Raw genomic sequence first — 16,122 nt, forward strand, 5'->3', positions numbered from 1 at the left:
CTGAGCAGAAAAAAAGCCGGGAGCGAATGCCCCGGCTTTTTTATGTGTTGTGAACGGTTATTTGCTGCAACCGTCCAGTTGCGGGTAATTACGGCACACCAGCATGAGTTTCTTTTTCGGTTCGAAGCCATTTTTCAGCATGCATGCCTGCAGTTGTTTGGTGTGTCCGATGTCCGGCATCGCCAGCCGGGAACCCAGCGGTTTCGGATAGCCACACTGGTACATCACCGGTAACGCAATTGCATCATTTTCCGATGAATGGGAAAAATGCAGCGAGGCACCGGCTTTACGCCAGCTGATGAGCTCGTATTCCCTCGTGCCTGAATCGGGTTTGATCGGGTGTAATCCGCTGTCTGCGACAAAAGGCAGCGATTCGATTTCCTGGTTCGTTAAAGGGCGCCCCAGCTGTTTAGCACGGCAGGCCGGTGTGTCCTGGTAGACATCACAAATGTGAAAACCATGTTTATAGGTAAATCCTTTGGCTTCCATGCACTGGTAATACAGCACTGATTCGTTATCGGTAAAATCAGGTTCCGGCCCCGGCAGCGGCACCCCGCATTGCCCCATCGCCACGCGCGCATCATCTATCGTGGAGTGGGGACGCTGCCACTGGGTTAAATCCGGCGGCGGCGGGCAGCCGGTAAGCATAAACACCGAGCCGACCAGTGCTGATCGGAAAAGCAGAGACGAGATGCGAGGCATAAAAATCCCTTTTAATTATCATGTTATAGATTTCTCAACCGCCCTTTGGCCGACGGGCGCGAGGTAAGAATACCGTTTATGACATGCTTTCTCAGGGATTGCGAACGTTCCGAACATTCCTATTTCAGGGTTATCATTAGCTTGCTAATATTAAAGCTTGCTCAAATAGGGAGGTTGATATGGCAGAGAAAGACGCATATTCGATTTTACTGGAAGCTTCTCATGGAAAACTTTGCTCAGCAGACCTCTATAAAGGGAAACCGATCAGTTCGGTGATTAACGTGGCGCTGGACGCCATTATTGATTTAGAAACTGAAGTGAAGAGATTGAAATTTTTGCTCAGGCAGCGAAACATTGAATACTGACCGCTTCAGTCAACGCCGGGCATCAGGTGCCCGGCGTCACTTATCCCCTCATTCTTACTCTTCTTACGAAGCACACCCTGCCGGTTTATAAACGCGCGTGATTGACGCCGGATTATTTGCCAGTTTATTGGCGGGTCTGCGCGGGCGGGCCACCAACTCTCCGCCACAGTTAGGGCAAATCCCGTGAAGTTTCTCTCCGGCGCAGGGCACGCAGAACGTGCATTCAAACGAACAAATTCTCGCGTCAGCGGAAGGTGGCAGATCGGTATTGCAGCATTCACAGTTAGGTCTGAGTTCCAGCATAGAATTTATCCTTTTACGGGTGGCGGTTTTCAGCCATTTTGCAGGTGAGAAGCGGTCTTTCGCAAGCGAGTTACGCTTAACACCATCGCCAGCACCGTGGCGATCACCGCCACCCACAAACTTAGGTGTACCGCATGGGCTTCCTGGCTCAGGTTAGTGGCGGCATAGACTGACAGAATGACCCCGACGCAGGCGGCACCGAGACACTGCCCGAAGGTCCGCATGATCGCCAGTACGCCGGAGGCATAACCGCTGTTTTCCCGCGAGGCATTAGAGAGCATTTCACGGTTGTTCGGGCTCTGGAAGCAGCCGAACCCAATGCCGCAAACGAAGCTGCGCAGGCCGATATCCCAGACCTCTGGTTGCGCAGGTAGCCGGGCCAGTAACAGTAATCCTGCGGCAAAGATGGCCAGCCCGACGGTTGAAATAATCGCAGCCGGATAGCGGTCGGCGAGGCGTCCGGCGTGCGGCGCGGCCAGAATAATCCCCAGCGGCCACGGCGTGAAAAGCAAGGCTGAAACAAACGCGCTGTAACCGTAAACGCTCTGAAACAGGAACGGCAGCGCGACAAAAGTGATCCCCTGGCTGATGAACGAGGCCAGCGACGTCAAGGCCGCCAGCGTGAACGGGCCGGAAGCAAACATGCCAAGCGGCAGCAGCGGTTTTGGCGCACGGCGCTGACGCCAGATAAAAGCCACACCGGAAACAATGGCGGTCGCGCCATAGAGAAGGGCAATGATCAGGTCATCTTTATCCGGACGCGAGAAGACGTCTGCAGCCATGATAAGCGACCCCAGCGCAATGGCCGATAATATCGCGCCCGCCACATCAAAAGGCTGACGGGTCAACGCCGGGTTAGAGGGGACAACGCGCAGGGTCAGGATCACCGCAATAATGCCCAGCGGTATGTTGATCGCGAAAAGCCATTGCCAGCTCAGGGTAGACAAAATAGTGCCGCCAAGCACCGGTGCGACGGCGGTACTGGTGGCGATCATCAGGGCGTTCAGCCCGAGAACCCGCCCGAGCAGGCGATTAGGAAAAACAGAGCGCAAAATCGCCGGGCCGATACTCAGCGTGGCCGCCGCGCCGATACCCTGAAGCACACGCATGATAATCAGCATGTCCAGAGAGCCGGAGAGCGCACAGCCCGCCGACGCCAGCGTAAACACGCTCAGGCCCGCGGCAAACAGCGACCGGTAACCTATGTGGCTGGCGAGCGCGGCGAAAATCGCCAGCGTCATGGACGCCGACAACAGATAACCGTTCGACACCCACACCGCCGCCCCCGCTGAGATACCCATCTCTCTGGCAATCTGCGGCAGTGCGATATTCACCATTGAGCCGTCAAACACCGCCATGGTCGCCATGGTCATCACGGCGGCCATCGCCAGCCCGCGTTCGCGGCCCGGTAATCCTTCGTCGCCCGGTTTGTCGGAGAATAATTCCATCATGCTTGTGCTCTCAGTTATGTGTAGTCGGGTCACTATAGCCAGCGGCGACAGAGTGCGGAAGACGCAGCATCTGCACTTAATACCTGCACCAAACGCCTTCTCTCCTTTTTACGGCTGCGTTAGTATGGCGGAATGAATGAACCCGATCTGAACTTACTCATTGCGCTTGATGTGCTTCTGGCTGAAGAAAGTGTAGCCGGTGCTGCCCGACGTCTGGGATTAAGTGCATCGGCGATGAGCCGCACGCTCAGCCGGTTGCGCGCCACCACCGGCGATCCGCTGTTGGTGCGTGCCGGGCGAATTATGGTGCTGACACCCTACGCCCAGGAGATACGCCAGCGCGCCCAAAACGCCAGCTTTGAAGCACGCGCCTTGTTGCGACCTTCCTCCGCAGACTTCAACATCGCCAGACTTGAACGCACGTTTCTGATCCGTTCCAACGATGGTTTTGTGGTGGCATTTGGTGCCGCGATGATTGCCGCCGCCGCGAGCGCTGCGCCTGACGTGTGTTTGCGGTTTATGCCAAAACCGGAAAAAACCTCAAGTGCGTTGCGCGAAGGGCGGGTTGATCTTGAGATTGGTGTGCCAGGCGACATGGGGCCGGAGATTCGCTTACAGACCTTGTTCCGCGACAGATTTATGGGAGTGGTGAGAAAAGATCATCCGCTGGCGCTCAGGCAGATCAGCGCGGAAGATTATGTGTCGTTCGGGCACGTTGTGGTTTCACGCCGTAACAACACCTATGGCCCGGTGGATGACGCACTGGCGGAAGTCGGGCTGAAACGGAAAATCGCAGCCGTCGTGCCAGGCTTTTCCGCCGCGCTGGCGATTGCACAACACTCCGACCTGGTGGCGCTGATCCCGGCGTCATTCCTGATCGCCGGATCTGACCCGTTGTATGCCTTTGAGTTACCGGTGAAAACCCGCGAAATCACCATTTCCCAAATGTGGCATCCGCGTTCAGAAGTGGATCCGGCACACCGCTGGCTGCGACAGCTGGCGCTGAGTGTTTGCCGGGAGAGGGTAAAGAACGCGGGGTATTGTTGATGAAGGGCCGCGTTGATTATTCCTGCGATTAATATTAAGTCTGTAATGTATTAATGTCTTATTTATAAATATGCGATATATTTAAATTTATAATATATATGTACTTATCCTTCTTTTATTTGTATAGGTGAATATCTCTAAGTGATATGCTTATTTAGATGAAAGTGAAGAACACTTCCTGTCAGATTTAAATACCTCCTGTTTAGAGTGGGCAGCTCACAGGTTATATAATAATAAATAAATTTATATAGTAATGAAAACAGGTAATGTAATAGCATCGCGTATATGGGAGTTATTCACTACGCATTAACACACAAGGATGGGAACTCAATGGCAAATTACAGGATCGATAATAAATACATCTTCAATGAGTCAGCAAAAGAAATAAGAAAATTATATACCAATAAAAAACTGAAACTGACGTGTATGCGTTCACAATGCCTCGCCTATATACTCTTACATGCTAATGATGAGGTTATTACTAAGAATGAAATGTCTCAGGCGATTTGGGGGGACAGAAGTCAATTTACCAGTGAAGCCAGTTTGACCCAGGCCTTGTATCTGATCAGGCGAGATCTTAAAACTATCGGCATCGATGATTTATTTATTACCGTGCCAAAAAAGGGGGTGGCCTTTAACAAGACGCTGATCATCGAAGATTTAGGGAACGGTTCAATGAAAATGAGTGTAGTGAAAGAAAAGCGTGTTCTTATTTTTGTTTCTGCGTGTATTTTGATGTTAGCGGCACTTGTTGCATTTAATTTTTCCTGAATGGTCTTCCCGAAGGGGTAATTTAACGTGCGGATTTTTTAATAGTGTAAGTTATGACGCTGCTTTAAGCATTTCCGTAAAAACAGGGCATTGAATTTATGAGGATCATGATGCATTTTTTCTAATTATACTGAGGTTGATTTGTATAATGAGGTAAGAAATGGTGAGCAGTAAAACAGATGAATTTGATTATAATCTGATCAAAACAATGAACGAAGTGATTGTCTCAGGAAATTTATCCAGGGCAGCCACTAATCTGAATCTTTCGGTGTCTGCGGTAAGTTCATCGCTAAAAAAACTACGACAGCATTTTGGTGGAGAACTCTTCTATCGTACTGTCAATGGCCTTAAACCGACCCGCGCAGCGCTGGAGATAAATGATTCCTTTTCGAAGGCGATTTTCATTATTGAAAGTGCGGTAAAGAATAAAGAATTGATACAGTCCGGCTATTCGACGTTGAAGGTGATATGCCCGGATGTACTGGAAAATTACTTTGGGGCTGACAAAAATGACAACATTGAATTCGCAGATCATGGCTATAGCGATCATGATGATGTGATTCAACATTTCTTGCATAAAAATATCGATATCCTTGCGGGAAATATTGTTTTACACCATGAAAGGGTGATCACGCGAAAACTGGCAGTGTTCGACGATTTTGTCATTGTGTGCAGCGCAAACAGTATTTTAGCCAGCCAGGATAATTTCACCCTGACACAGTATTATACGCTGCCACATGTATGTTATTGCCACAGATTGCTGGGGCCTGAGAAAGCCCCGTTTGGCGGTAAAGTGTATATTGATGCACCTTATTCCGGAAACATCAGAACAGCCTATATGTCGTCCTCTATTAGCGGGGTCATTCATGCGCTGGAACACAGCAATATGCTGGCTGTCTTGCCCCGGAAAATTGCACGTTATTTTATCCATGTTCGCCAGTGCCCTCTTGTTGAATTTAATCTTCCAGACGAAGTAAAGATTATTTGCCCTCCTCTTTATGTGAACTATTTGTTCGATGAAGACAGGGGGGTGGATATCAGTGAACTCATTAAATATCCTGTCTGATGCTATTAAAGTAAACCCGGTGGTTAACGTTTTTAAAAGACATCATTAGCCTTGCCGAATGCGCGATCATCTGTGATTTTTTGAATATGACATACTAGCAGAATTTCTGGTTCTTCTGATATGTCATATCTTTATTGTTCGATGAAGACTATTGTTCGATGAAGACACCACCGTGTCATTTAATCTGTTGAAGAGGTTATTTTGACCCTGGCGGGAAGTGATCAACCCAGTCCGCAATTTTATTTCCTAATATATTCAGAATAGGACCCGAGAACACACCGCCTAATCCGGCAAATACTAATACCCGGTTATCGCTGATATTTTTGTTAATCAGGATAATACTCAGCATCGCCCCGCAAAAACATGAAACGATAATCTGCAACAAACAGTTAATAATGTCCTGCATTAAACCACGATTCACCCTTAACATGATGTACCGAACAATACCGCCCCAGCCAGACATCAGCAGAATAGCGAATATGATTTCATGGTTCATCTGCAATATATTATTAGCACCTTCAGCTACGCTCATACTGCATTTCCTTATGAGTGATGTCGGCTTTCATAAATGAAAGCCGATGCGAAAATATTACTGAATGAAATCCATGGCATCATAAGGGGCACGTTGCCATACAGGGAATGTTGTTCGGTCAAGAATGGGCAGGAACAGGGTGCTGCCGGCCAGATTAATGGCCGAACCGGCCGCCGTGATGCTGGCATTCTTGACGTCTCCTGCCCTGAGATAGTCCACTGTGTCTTTGGCAAAGCCTCTGAATTCACGAAGCGACGCCGCTGACTGGGTTCTTTCACCCGCATGCACCCGTGCGAGATTATCCGAAATACTTTCCAGTGAGTGTTCACTCAGCCCGATATTGTGGTTTTGCAGGAACGTGTTCACGAATTCCACGCCCTTAGGATAAATGGAATCCTCGCTATAGTTTTTCGGGATACGTGACCCTAAAAGCTTTCTGCGCACCATGCCCGGATTTTCAGCCATCGCCGGATCAGGAAGAGGCATAATCTCCTGAGCGCCAGAGGGGAGTTGAATTTCAGGCGGTGCGATGCTTTGTGCAGAACCCGCTTCCGGGGCTGCTTCCTGGAAAGACCGCAGGGCTGAGGACTTGGTTTTCTTAAGTATACTTTCCGAAACCTGAGTGGCACTGGTACTGGCAGATTCCGCCTCCAGGGCACTCATGCTGGCTTCCTGGCGGACGACTTTGGGTACGGCGTTGAGTTCCTCTACGGAATCGAGAACCGTATTCACCGCCGTGAGTATTTTCCTGAAGAGTGCATGCCCGCTCGGATCCACGTTATTGACCGGATCCGCTTCGCAATAGACATAGGCATTGATCCCGCCTTTACCAAAGGGGCTGAGGCTGTCAGGGCAGGTAAAGCGCATTAATACCGGGCTGTAAGCGCGATAACCATTCCCTAAATGGCTGCTGCCGGTCAGCGGGTCATGACGTTCACCATTAAAGCCCGGCGTAGTCTCGAGCAGATTATTGGTGCTGCCTGAGGGGCCATAATGGAAAGTCTGTCGGGCTTTTCCGTCAGTCGTTAATAACGTGCATCCGGTCGGGCTGGTGCCTGTAAGTTTTAATGACATGTCGATATTCCTTTAAAGAAAATGAACGGGCTACTCCTCCTGCCACCAGGCTGGGGTCATAGCCCAGGAGTGACGCAGAATCATTGCGCCTGCGCTGCATTTTTAAAGTGAGCTGATTTGTAGGACTTCTGATGCAGGTCGCGGTTATTCATGCCAAAAATTCCCGCCGCCTTAATCATCCCGTTATGGCTGTCATTTTCGGCTGAACTTTCAGATGACGCCGTCTGATTAATTCCCTGCGCGTCAGTCTTTGTCTGCAACCGGGAAGGGTGGTATCCCATGGACTGAAGATAAGTGTTCCGCGCAGGCGTGCCCTGTATGCCGGTCGATTTACGTACATCGGGTGTCTGAACTGAACGGGAGGCCCGGTTAGTGTTGAGCATCAGTCTTGAACCACTCACATTCATGTCCGTGAGATAAAGGGAAGGCTCCACGGCTGGCGAATAGGCATTCTGCGCAGCCATGGCCTGTTCCAGCGCATAATGTGTAGAGACGGACATTTCCGCCGTGACGGTTTTGGCATTTTCGGCCAGTTTTCTGCCTAGTTTGGTGTAGAAAGAGGCGGCGATGCCTCCGTATTCCACACTCAGCCCTATCGCCACTTCGGCCACCGTAACTGACGATGTTTGAATTGCCGTACCTATCGCGGCATTGACAACCCCCAGCGTTGCCGCGCCCTGCAATCCTGATAATCCCGCGGTGCTTCCGGCTACGGCGACAGCGCTGGCCACTTCTGCACCCGCTCCTACGGCAGTACCCACTCCCGCGAAAGCCGCTGAGGTTGAAGCCGTTGCCGTGGCGGCTGCGAATTCTGCTGTCGTCATGGCCGCACCTGTCCCGACGGCTGCACCCGCCGCCGCACCCGCTTCAGCACCGGCCGTCAATCCTGCTGCCGCGCCTGTGATGGCAGCGCCTACGGTTTGAATGGCAGAGGCAGCAAGCGAGGAGAATAAAGACGCGAAGAAGGTGATCAGGAAAAAGTGTCCTGACGGGTCAGTGTGGTTAATGGGATCGGATCCGCAATACACATAAGGGTTGATCCCGCCTTTCCCAAAGGGGCTTAAACTGTCCGGGCAGGTAAAACGCATCAGCACAGGACTGTACGCGCGGTAGCCGTTTCCCAGATGATTCACGGCGGTGAGGGGATCATGACGCTGACCGTTAAAACCCGGCAGCTCCGCGTCTGTTTCGCTGGCCGTGCCCCAGGGTGAATAATTAAAGCGGGTGGTTTTCCCCTGCTGTAACGCGCATAAGGGCGTACCGCTGAGGAAATTACCTGTTAATTTCAACATTGTGTTCTTCCTTAATAAAATCTGTGTGGCGCACCCGTCATGTGCCGGGTGCGTGAGAAACACTCAGAAAAGCCTGCGGGAACCCCGCTGGTTGAGTCCTTAACTGGTGAAGCCGTCTTCGCTGACTGCCGCACTGCCGCTGTTTCCCGGAATAAATCGGGTGATTTTCTGGGTTTTGCTGCATGCCTCATTGACCAGACGTTCGCCGGTATAGAACAACTGGCGGTCATCACCGGTCAGCGACTGCATGACCAGCTTATTCAGCGCATCGTAGTGGTAAGTGCTGAGCGGCTTGTTACTGGCATCACAGATGCGGGTCAGACGCCCAAGGGCGTCGTAACTGAGCATCCGGCCCGCTTCGTCCCGTGTCATGCGGCCGTTGGCGTCGTATTGCAGAACAATGTGCGCCGGATAACAGGCCGTCAGTGAATGCTTCACTTCTGTCAGCTGGGTAGGATCCTGAGAATTGGTAAAGAGGAAGGTGGCAGTATCGGTGCCGCCGCCCGCAATCACCGTCACGCACCGGGTGATGTTGCTCAGTGCATCGAGGGTGAAGGTCTGTGATTTTACCGGCTGGCCATAGCCGTCAACCGTCGGCTCACTGCCACTGCATTCGTATTTAATCAACCGGTTACGGACATCATAGGTGAACGTCTCCGAGCGGATGACGGTGCTGGCGTCAGAAACCTGACGCGTCGCGATCAGATCACTGGCGGTAAAGGTTTGCACGATGCTCAGCGCACTGGCATCGGAAGGCGAAATCACCCGTTTAATTTCACGGTTAAAATCATCCCAGGTCAGTGTAGTCAGCAGACGGGTGCCGTCTTTCGCGAGTGCATTCTGCGAACTGACGCGGCCAGCGGCGTCATAAGCGATACTCACGGTCACTTGCGGATCGCTGATGGTGATCACCCGGCCATAATCGTCGTAATCCAGCGTTTGTTCGTTGCCTGCCACATCAATGTATTTGAGCGGCTGACCTTGCAGGGTCCAGGCGTAGCCTGCCGTGCGGGTCTGTTTGCCCGGCATAAAGAACGTTTCCTGCTGCAATTCACCGGTTGGCCACCAGCTCATGGTTTTGCTGCGGCCATTGGCTTCATGCGCCTCGAGCATTTTTCCCGTCTGCGTGGCGTAAATAAAGCGCTGATCGACATCGCCGCTGCTGCTTTTCACCGACGCCACGGCATCATCAAGCTCGGCAATGTAGGCATAATTGAGCTGATTTTTCATGTTGTCGCGCACGGTCGCAGGGGAGGCGCATGCCCCTGAGTAGGTGTAAGTCTGGGTGCGGCCACCGCTGACGCTGGTGGTCAGACGGCCCAGGCCATCAAAGGTTTGAGTGCCCAGCAGCAGGGCATTGCCACCTTTCGGTGTGACGCTCACCGAGGTGATCAGTTTGTCGGTCGAGTTCGGATCGTAGGTTTTTGTCACCACGGTGCCATCCGGTAATGTCTGGGTGAGCATGCGGCCAAAGACATCCCAGGTGTAATGCGTCACATTATTCTGCGGATCAACGTGTTCACGCACGCGTCCAAGCCCGTCGTGGCGCAGTTGCTGTGTGGACATCTGCACGCCAGCGGCAGTCACTTTGGTGATTTTGTCAGCCAGGTTCTGCTTGTTATACAGCGTGTTCTGAGAAGCCAGTTTCAGCGTACTGCCACGGGTGACCTGTAGCTGTTCGATTTTTTCACGGGTAATCGGGTCGAATTGTTGCTGTTGTTGCTGGCCGGAACTCAGCACTTTCATGTAGTTCTGGCCCCAGCTGTCAAACAGGACATTTTGCGCAATCAGCATTTTCGAACTGGTGTCGCCTGGGGTTTTGTAATCGGTGTCCTGCGTTTTAATCAGACGGCTGGAAGCATCATAAAGATGCTCTTTGATCTGATAGAAGGTACCGGCGCTTTTGTCTTTGTCGTTCAGCCATTCGGTAAGAACACGGCCCATGCGGTCGAAGTGTTTGCGGTGCGCGTTCCCTTCATTATCGGTGTAGGTGGTGGTGATTTCGCTGGCCTGGCCGCCGCTGGTTTTCATCGCATAAGCGATTTTTAACTCATTACTAAAGCCGTTATCCGGATTGATGACGCGGCGGACGAGGCGTCCGAGTGAATCGTAGTTCAGCGCGGTTTTTACGCCTTGTGAATTGATAAATGCCCGCAATTTATTGGTGAAACGCGAATGCTCGCGCTGAGTGGTTTGCGTGGTGGCGTCATGGCCGGTAAAAGTGCGGGTGTGGATCAGTGATTCGCCGGATTTTACGTAGGTGAACGCGTTTTCAGACGTCGTTTGCACCCTGTTGCCCACGCGTACCCGGGCCTTTTGAATTCGGCCATAGCTGACTTTATCCGACGCGGTGGCGTGATAGCTTATCTCGCGCACCAGTTGGCTCACGCCGTCGTTCAGGCGGGTCATTTTCACCGGGACAATATGGAAAGCCGCGCTGGTGCGATCGAGGGTCGCCAGCTTGTCGAATTTGCTATAGGTCAGTTCAACCGGCGCGTCAAAGCTGGTGGGTGCGGGCGTGACCTTGCGGCTTTTCTCAAAGCGCACAAAACCGTGCGGACAGGCAGGGCAGCCGGTATCCGCCGTGGTTTGCGATTCGCCCGAGGCAGGGTAATAAACGATTTCGGTCAGCGCGCCGCCGGGATCAACCTGTCTGGTCAGATTGCCGCTGGTGTCATATTCGGTGGTGGTGGTTTCCGAATATTTTTTGGCGCCGCTGTTAATCCAGGTAATGGCCTGTTTTTTCAAACATTGCAGTTGCACGGGCTGCATGTCGAACGATTTGCCGGCGTCTTCGTAGTAGGTCATGGCGGTTTGTTTGTTGTCGCCGCCCTGTTTTTCTTCCGATAACGTCATCAGGTGGTAGTGGTTGTAGACGCGGCGGGTGGAAAGTGCGTTTGGCGAGGTGTTATCCACGACCTTTTCAGTGCTTTCATACACATAACTGCCCGGCAATGAATAGGTGTAATCGCTGTCTGCATTCCAGGCGGTGCTGCCGCCATAGCCAAGATAGTTATTGCTGCTGTAGGTATAGGTACGCACCAGATCTGGCTGGCCCATACCCGGTTGGATGGTGTAACTGACCACGGCGGGCAGCGCTTTCTGGCCGGAAGAGGCCGGGAATTTCATCAGATCCTTCTGGTACACCACCGATTTTTTCAGCCCCAGCGGCGTGGTCATGCCGGTCAGGATCTGGCTGTTCATCAGTCCTGCGGTATAAGCAAGGTTCCAGGTTAAGGTGATGTCGGCACTGGAATGGCTGAGGGCGGTGAGGAAATTATTCTGTGTGGTCAGCGTGATGTCATATTTTTCGCTGTTGTTTGGCGTGAAATGGAAAACCGTGTTGGCCAGATAGTCAACGGCGCAGTGAACGTCATTGTCCATATCCACGACTTTTGTCAGGCGTGGCGTGCCGTGTGTGCCATCCCAGGTAAGCGTGAGATAATGTCCAAAAGCACCAATGATTTTTACCGGCAAATAGAGATTCTGGCACACCAGCCCCAGCACTTCGGTAATGCCACTTTTATGCACCACCTGATAACCCGAAGACGTTTTCGTCATGACAAAGGTTTTCAGTTTCATCTGGCGCACGCTTAACGTATTGCCATTTTCATTGATCACATAATGTTCACCGGTATTCAGCGTCACGCGTTTCTTCTGACTGTCATACATCGTCATGCCGGTCGTAAAACCCTTACCAAAACCGATATTGGTTTCTGATGTGGGGGAATAGCTGATGGTAAAGGGAATTTCAGGTCCGTTGCCGTTATTACCGACAATGTTTCCCAGACTCAGGCTTGCACTGTAAAGGCCAGTGCGTGGATCCACTTCATCATTCACTGAACTCATAAAGTTCTTCGTCTGTGTATAATAATTTTCACTCATGATTCATTCCTTTTTTTCATATAACGTCATTGTAAAAACAGCTATCCGTCAGGAATTCGCCCTGTTTCTCGTCATTAAACTGCGTTGTGACTAAATGACAGGGTAATAGTTTCGGCGTATAAATCATGTCATTGCTTCTCATTTTGTTTTTAATCCGTTTCGACAATAATTGTGAAGCGTGAAGTGATATAAAAAAATATCAGAAAGAAGGGCTTTGATACGCAATGAGTTGTTCATCCCTGCTGTTTCGCTATTGTTTTTCCCGTCGCCACTCCTATCGGTGGCGCGTCATTTAATTAATAAGGATAATGATTATGTCTGACACAGAGAGCAACAATGGATTTAGCAACGACGTATTGGATAATAGCAACCGCATATTGGATGGCTATGACTTAGCCAGCAGTGTGTGGGCCAACTTTGATCACTTCGAAAAGCTGGAGCTTTTCTTAAAATATAACGATGAACAAAACGGGCTCATCAATTATAATCTGAAAAATAAGACACAACTGACGGTTAAAGTCAGAGCTCGTGCTGTTGATAAAAACGGGAAAATCTTACCCCTCACCGTCGCTGATTTAAAAAGCGTTGCCTGTCTGTGTGTGTATGAATCAGACAGTAGTTTCTATCAGAATAATGGTTCGTGGAAGCTTTACCAGAAAAGCGATGGCTCTGATTACCAGCCAGTATTAACAGAGAAAGTATCGAATCAAAATACCTATGATATTTACGGGGTAGGTAAAGAAACCGGCGATGCAGAATGCGAACTCTATATTGCGCCTAATGGCACCGCCTTTGACCTGGTGAATATTGCCGTCCATCTGGATATCCCGGGGCACGGACGTTCGGGCACGGCGAAAGGCAAAGCCACTGGCGCTTATCCCGAGTGTTATATCTCTGTCAGAGGGATAACCAGCGTATGGGATGTCTGCGAGAGTATCTCGAGCCTCGCAATTTCCTATGCGGAAAGCACCAATTCAAAATCTACGCTGTATGCCAACGGTCGCAACCAGGCTCCGGCGAAAATTTCAGTCTCTGCGGTGGATGCCCAGGGGCATTACCTTAATCTGATGGTCAGTGATTTTATTACCGAGTATAAGAAACAGTATTCAACTCCACGCCTCGAACTGATTAACACGCACAATAATGATGATGTGCTGGTTTTTAATGGGACAAAAGGAGTGTGCTATACCTTTACCGCCAATGAATGGAATAATCCGGTTAATTATGCTTCCGGTCCCCGTGTCATTGCGTCAGCGGATAACGGTATTTGTGATATACCGGTTTATATTTACAGCCATACTGCCAGCGCAGGAAAAGATATTTCTGTGCGTCTGAATATCCCGGATGTTGCCTGTATCACTACCGCGCTGACCTCGACAGGGCAATGGTCATCTTATGCCTCGTCTAAAGTCACATTGACATTTTTAGCAAAAATTGATTATTCAGATGTTTCAAAGCTGACGATTGTTGAGAAAGGCTGGAGTACGCTCTGTGACACCGTGCATATTACTTATCATGCCAATAACTGGGGTGGGTCAAGTCATTCGCAAAGTAATGCGGTTGTCAGGAGTAAACAGGTTTTAATTAAGCCTGATGTCGGAAATTCTGAGGTTAAACTCCTGAATGAAAAAACCGCTGTTCTTAACCGAACGCATTGTGCGCCATACAACACAAAAGAGAAAATCGGGATGTACGGTTATAGCTCAGCACATTCAGCAGATACTTATGTACAGTCACTTCTTGATTATACGCCAGAGCACGGCGGGCATATTGTTGCCTGGGGCGTGGAAGTTCCACCTGACATGAAGAAATTCGGTTTTGTGTTTACTTCAGGGCATGATTGTCAGGATGAGACAAATTATGAGCCGTATGCATACCACTACATGCTGGATATAAACGAAAACTGCGGGAAAAGATCCTGGATCGTTTCACCGGCCAGCGTCGAAGGCGTGGTCACGCTTCATGCATTGGAAGCGTCTCACAGTATCGACAATTATTGTCACCACTTGCCGGCATGGACACCCAAAATCAATCCGGTAAAAGTCACGGTCTGGGATAATTTCGGTAACACCGGTACCTTCCAAATCTCCTGGGATCAGCGCACCTATACGCCGACGATTTCCGGTTAATCAGGCACTTTATTCCTTCCTCAAATTGCCCTGGCACATTGTGTCAGGGTTTTTTATCCCTACATTCCTTCCGTCTATTTCCTGTACAGATCACACTTCTTCCTGCTTTCGTGAAAATGCTCACATTCCCCCGTGCGGATGCACAAACATACGGCAAAATTTTCGGCTTTTAGCCGTGGAAATGTGCAAAAAAAGTGGCTAACTTCAATTATGAAACGCTATTTTATTAATGTTGGATTGCGGTTTTAACGAAGTGTGAGTGCGCTCACAAAGCCGATGGAACGCGCAATTTGGAGCGCCCTGACGGGTGTTAACTCTCTCAGTAATGGCAGGTATCGCTGTGAAAATACGTTCTGTTGAAGTTTCTGTTTTTACTTATCCGACTCGCCGTGTTTCCGACAGCGCGGGTCATTCGCATCCGGGTGAAGAAAGTCTGGCAAAAATGGCGATGTTAACCATCACCACCGATGAAGGCGATTGCGGGTATTCCTTCGCGCCGCCGGAAGTGGTGCGTCCGCACGTCGTGAACGCCTTTTTCAGAAAAGTGCTGATCGGTCAGAACCCGTTTGACCGCGAACGCCTGTGGCAGGATCTGGTGCACTGGCAGCGCGGCAGTGCGCATCAGCTGACCGAACGGGCGCTGTCGTTTGTCGAGCAGGCGCTGTGGGATCTGATTGGCCGCAAACTGAAGATGCCGGTGCACAAACTGCTGGGCGGCTTTCGCGAGAAAGTGCCGGCATACGGCAGCACCATGTGCGGCGATGAGCTGAAGGGCGGGTTATCGACGCCGGATGAATTCGGCCAGTTTGCCGAAAAACTGGTGGCGCGCGGGTATCAGGCCATCAAGCTGCACACCTGGATGCCGCCGGTGGCGTTTGCGCCAGACCCGAAAATGGACATCAAAGCCTGCGCCGCCGTGCGTGAAGCGGTGGGGCCGGATATCGAGCTGATGCTCGACGGTTATCACTGGTACAGCCGCAGTCAGGCGCTGACCATCGGCAAGGCGCTGGAAAAACTCAACTTCGCGTGGTTCGAAGAACCAATGGAAGAAGAGAGCATGGCGTCTTACGCGTGGCTGGCGGAAAACCTTTCCATCGATGTGATCGGGCCGGAAAGTCTCGGCGGCAAACATCACAGCCGTGCGGACTGGGTGAAAGCCGGCGCCTGCGACATTTTACGCGCCGGAGCCAACGGCGTGGGCGGCATCTCGCCGTGCATGAAAGTCGCCAGCCTGGCCGAAGCCTTCGGTATGGACTGCGAAGTGCACGGCAACGGCGCGGCCAGCCTGGCCGTGGTCGGCGCTATCCGCAACTGTCGCTGGTACGAACGCGGCCTGCTGCACCCGTTCCTTGAATATGACGAACCTGCTGCGTACCTCAACAGCATCGTTGACCCGATGGATGAACAGGGTTTTGTTCATCTTTCTGACCGCCCTGGCCTCGGAGAGGACATCAATTTTGATTACATAGAAACCCATACCGTCAGCCGAGACTGACCTGCGGGCA

Annotated in this window: 13 protein-coding genes; 6 read left to right on the plus strand and 7 right to left on the minus strand. The window is 51.0% G+C overall.

Features of this window, described 5'->3' with window-relative positions:
- Window positions 1–57: 57 nt before the first annotated feature.
- Window positions 58–702: a hypothetical protein gene (locus tag ACQZQY_RS24375; RefSeq protein WP_421671224.1), complete on the minus strand. Its 645-nt coding sequence runs from the start codon at window positions 700–702 to the stop codon at window positions 58–60.
- Between the two features lie 179 nt (window positions 703–881).
- Between ACQZQY_RS24375 and ACQZQY_RS24380 the strand changes: the two genes are divergently transcribed.
- Window positions 882–1,067, plus strand: a complete 186-nt coding sequence (locus ACQZQY_RS24380) for a hypothetical protein (protein WP_056779822.1) — start codon at window positions 882–884, stop codon at window positions 1,065–1,067.
- A 63-nt stretch (window positions 1,068–1,130) separates the two neighbouring features.
- On the opposite strand, the gene ACQZQY_RS24385 is transcribed toward ACQZQY_RS24380, so the two are convergent.
- Window positions 1,131–1,370 (minus strand): DUF1272 domain-containing protein, encoded by a 240-nt coding sequence (locus tag ACQZQY_RS24385; RefSeq protein ID WP_431297442.1) that lies wholly within the window; start codon window positions 1,368–1,370, stop codon window positions 1,131–1,133.
- Window positions 1,371–1,399: 29 nt separating this feature from the next.
- Window positions 1,400–2,821, minus strand: coding sequence for an MFS transporter (locus tag ACQZQY_RS24390; protein WP_431297443.1), 1,422 nt, complete (start codon window positions 2,819–2,821; stop codon window positions 1,400–1,402).
- A 132-nt stretch (window positions 2,822–2,953) separates the two neighbouring features.
- Between ACQZQY_RS24390 and ACQZQY_RS24395 the strand changes: the two genes are divergently transcribed.
- The 3 genes from ACQZQY_RS24395 to ACQZQY_RS24405 all read left to right on the plus strand — a co-directional run bounded on the left by ACQZQY_RS24395 (window position 2,954) and on the right by ACQZQY_RS24405 (window position 5,705).
- A complete protein-coding gene (locus ACQZQY_RS24395) occupies window positions 2,954–3,868 on the plus strand; it encodes a LysR family transcriptional regulator (RefSeq protein ID WP_431297444.1) in 915 nt (304 codons plus the stop codon).
- Between the two features lie 330 nt (window positions 3,869–4,198).
- Window positions 4,199–4,639, plus strand: a complete 441-nt coding sequence (locus tag ACQZQY_RS24400) for a winged helix-turn-helix domain-containing protein (protein WP_431297445.1) — start codon at window positions 4,199–4,201, stop codon at window positions 4,637–4,639.
- A gap of 160 nt (window positions 4,640–4,799) precedes the next feature.
- Entirely contained in the window at window positions 4,800–5,705 is a 906-nt protein-coding gene (locus ACQZQY_RS24405; RefSeq protein WP_431297446.1) for a LysR family transcriptional regulator, read from the plus strand.
- Between the two features lie 196 nt (window positions 5,706–5,901).
- Here ACQZQY_RS24405 and ACQZQY_RS24410 read toward each other — a convergent pair whose 3' ends face one another.
- The 4 genes from ACQZQY_RS24410 to ACQZQY_RS24425 all read right to left on the minus strand — a co-directional run bounded on the left by ACQZQY_RS24410 (window position 5,902) and on the right by ACQZQY_RS24425 (window position 12,488).
- Window positions 5,902–6,237, minus strand: coding sequence for a phage holin family protein (locus ACQZQY_RS24410; protein WP_431297447.1), 336 nt, complete (start codon window positions 6,235–6,237; stop codon window positions 5,902–5,904).
- A gap of 57 nt (window positions 6,238–6,294) precedes the next feature.
- Window positions 6,295–7,311 carry an RHS repeat-associated core domain-containing protein gene (locus ACQZQY_RS24415; RefSeq protein WP_431297448.1) on the minus strand — a complete coding sequence of 339 codons (1,017 nt, stop codon included), beginning with the start codon at window positions 7,309–7,311 and terminating at the stop codon, window positions 6,295–6,297.
- An 80-nt stretch (window positions 7,312–7,391) separates the two neighbouring features.
- A complete protein-coding gene (locus ACQZQY_RS24420; RefSeq protein ID WP_431297449.1) occupies window positions 7,392–8,603 on the minus strand; it encodes an RHS repeat-associated core domain-containing protein in 1,212 nt (403 codons plus the stop codon).
- A gap of 99 nt (window positions 8,604–8,702) precedes the next feature.
- Window positions 8,703–12,488 carry a hypothetical protein gene (locus tag ACQZQY_RS24425; protein WP_431297450.1) on the minus strand — a complete coding sequence of 1,262 codons (3,786 nt, stop codon included), beginning with the start codon at window positions 12,486–12,488 and terminating at the stop codon, window positions 8,703–8,705.
- Window positions 12,489–12,802: 314 nt separating this feature from the next.
- On the opposite strand from ACQZQY_RS24425, the gene ACQZQY_RS24430 reads away from it, so the two are divergent.
- The gene (locus tag ACQZQY_RS24430; protein ID WP_431297451.1) at window positions 12,803–14,617 is read left to right on the plus strand and encodes a hypothetical protein; all 1,815 of its coding nucleotides are present in this window, start codon (window positions 12,803–12,805) and stop codon (window positions 14,615–14,617) included.
- A 340-nt stretch (window positions 14,618–14,957) separates the two neighbouring features.
- A complete protein-coding gene (locus tag ACQZQY_RS24435; protein WP_056780159.1) occupies window positions 14,958–16,112 on the plus strand; it encodes a mandelate racemase family protein in 1,155 nt (384 codons plus the stop codon).
- The last annotated feature ends 10 nt before the right edge of the window (window positions 16,113–16,122 follow it).

This window comes from Rahnella sp. PAMC25559 (assembly GCF_050632365.1).
GTDB classification, from domain to species: domain Bacteria; phylum Pseudomonadota; class Gammaproteobacteria; order Enterobacterales; family Enterobacteriaceae; genus Rahnella; species Rahnella rivi.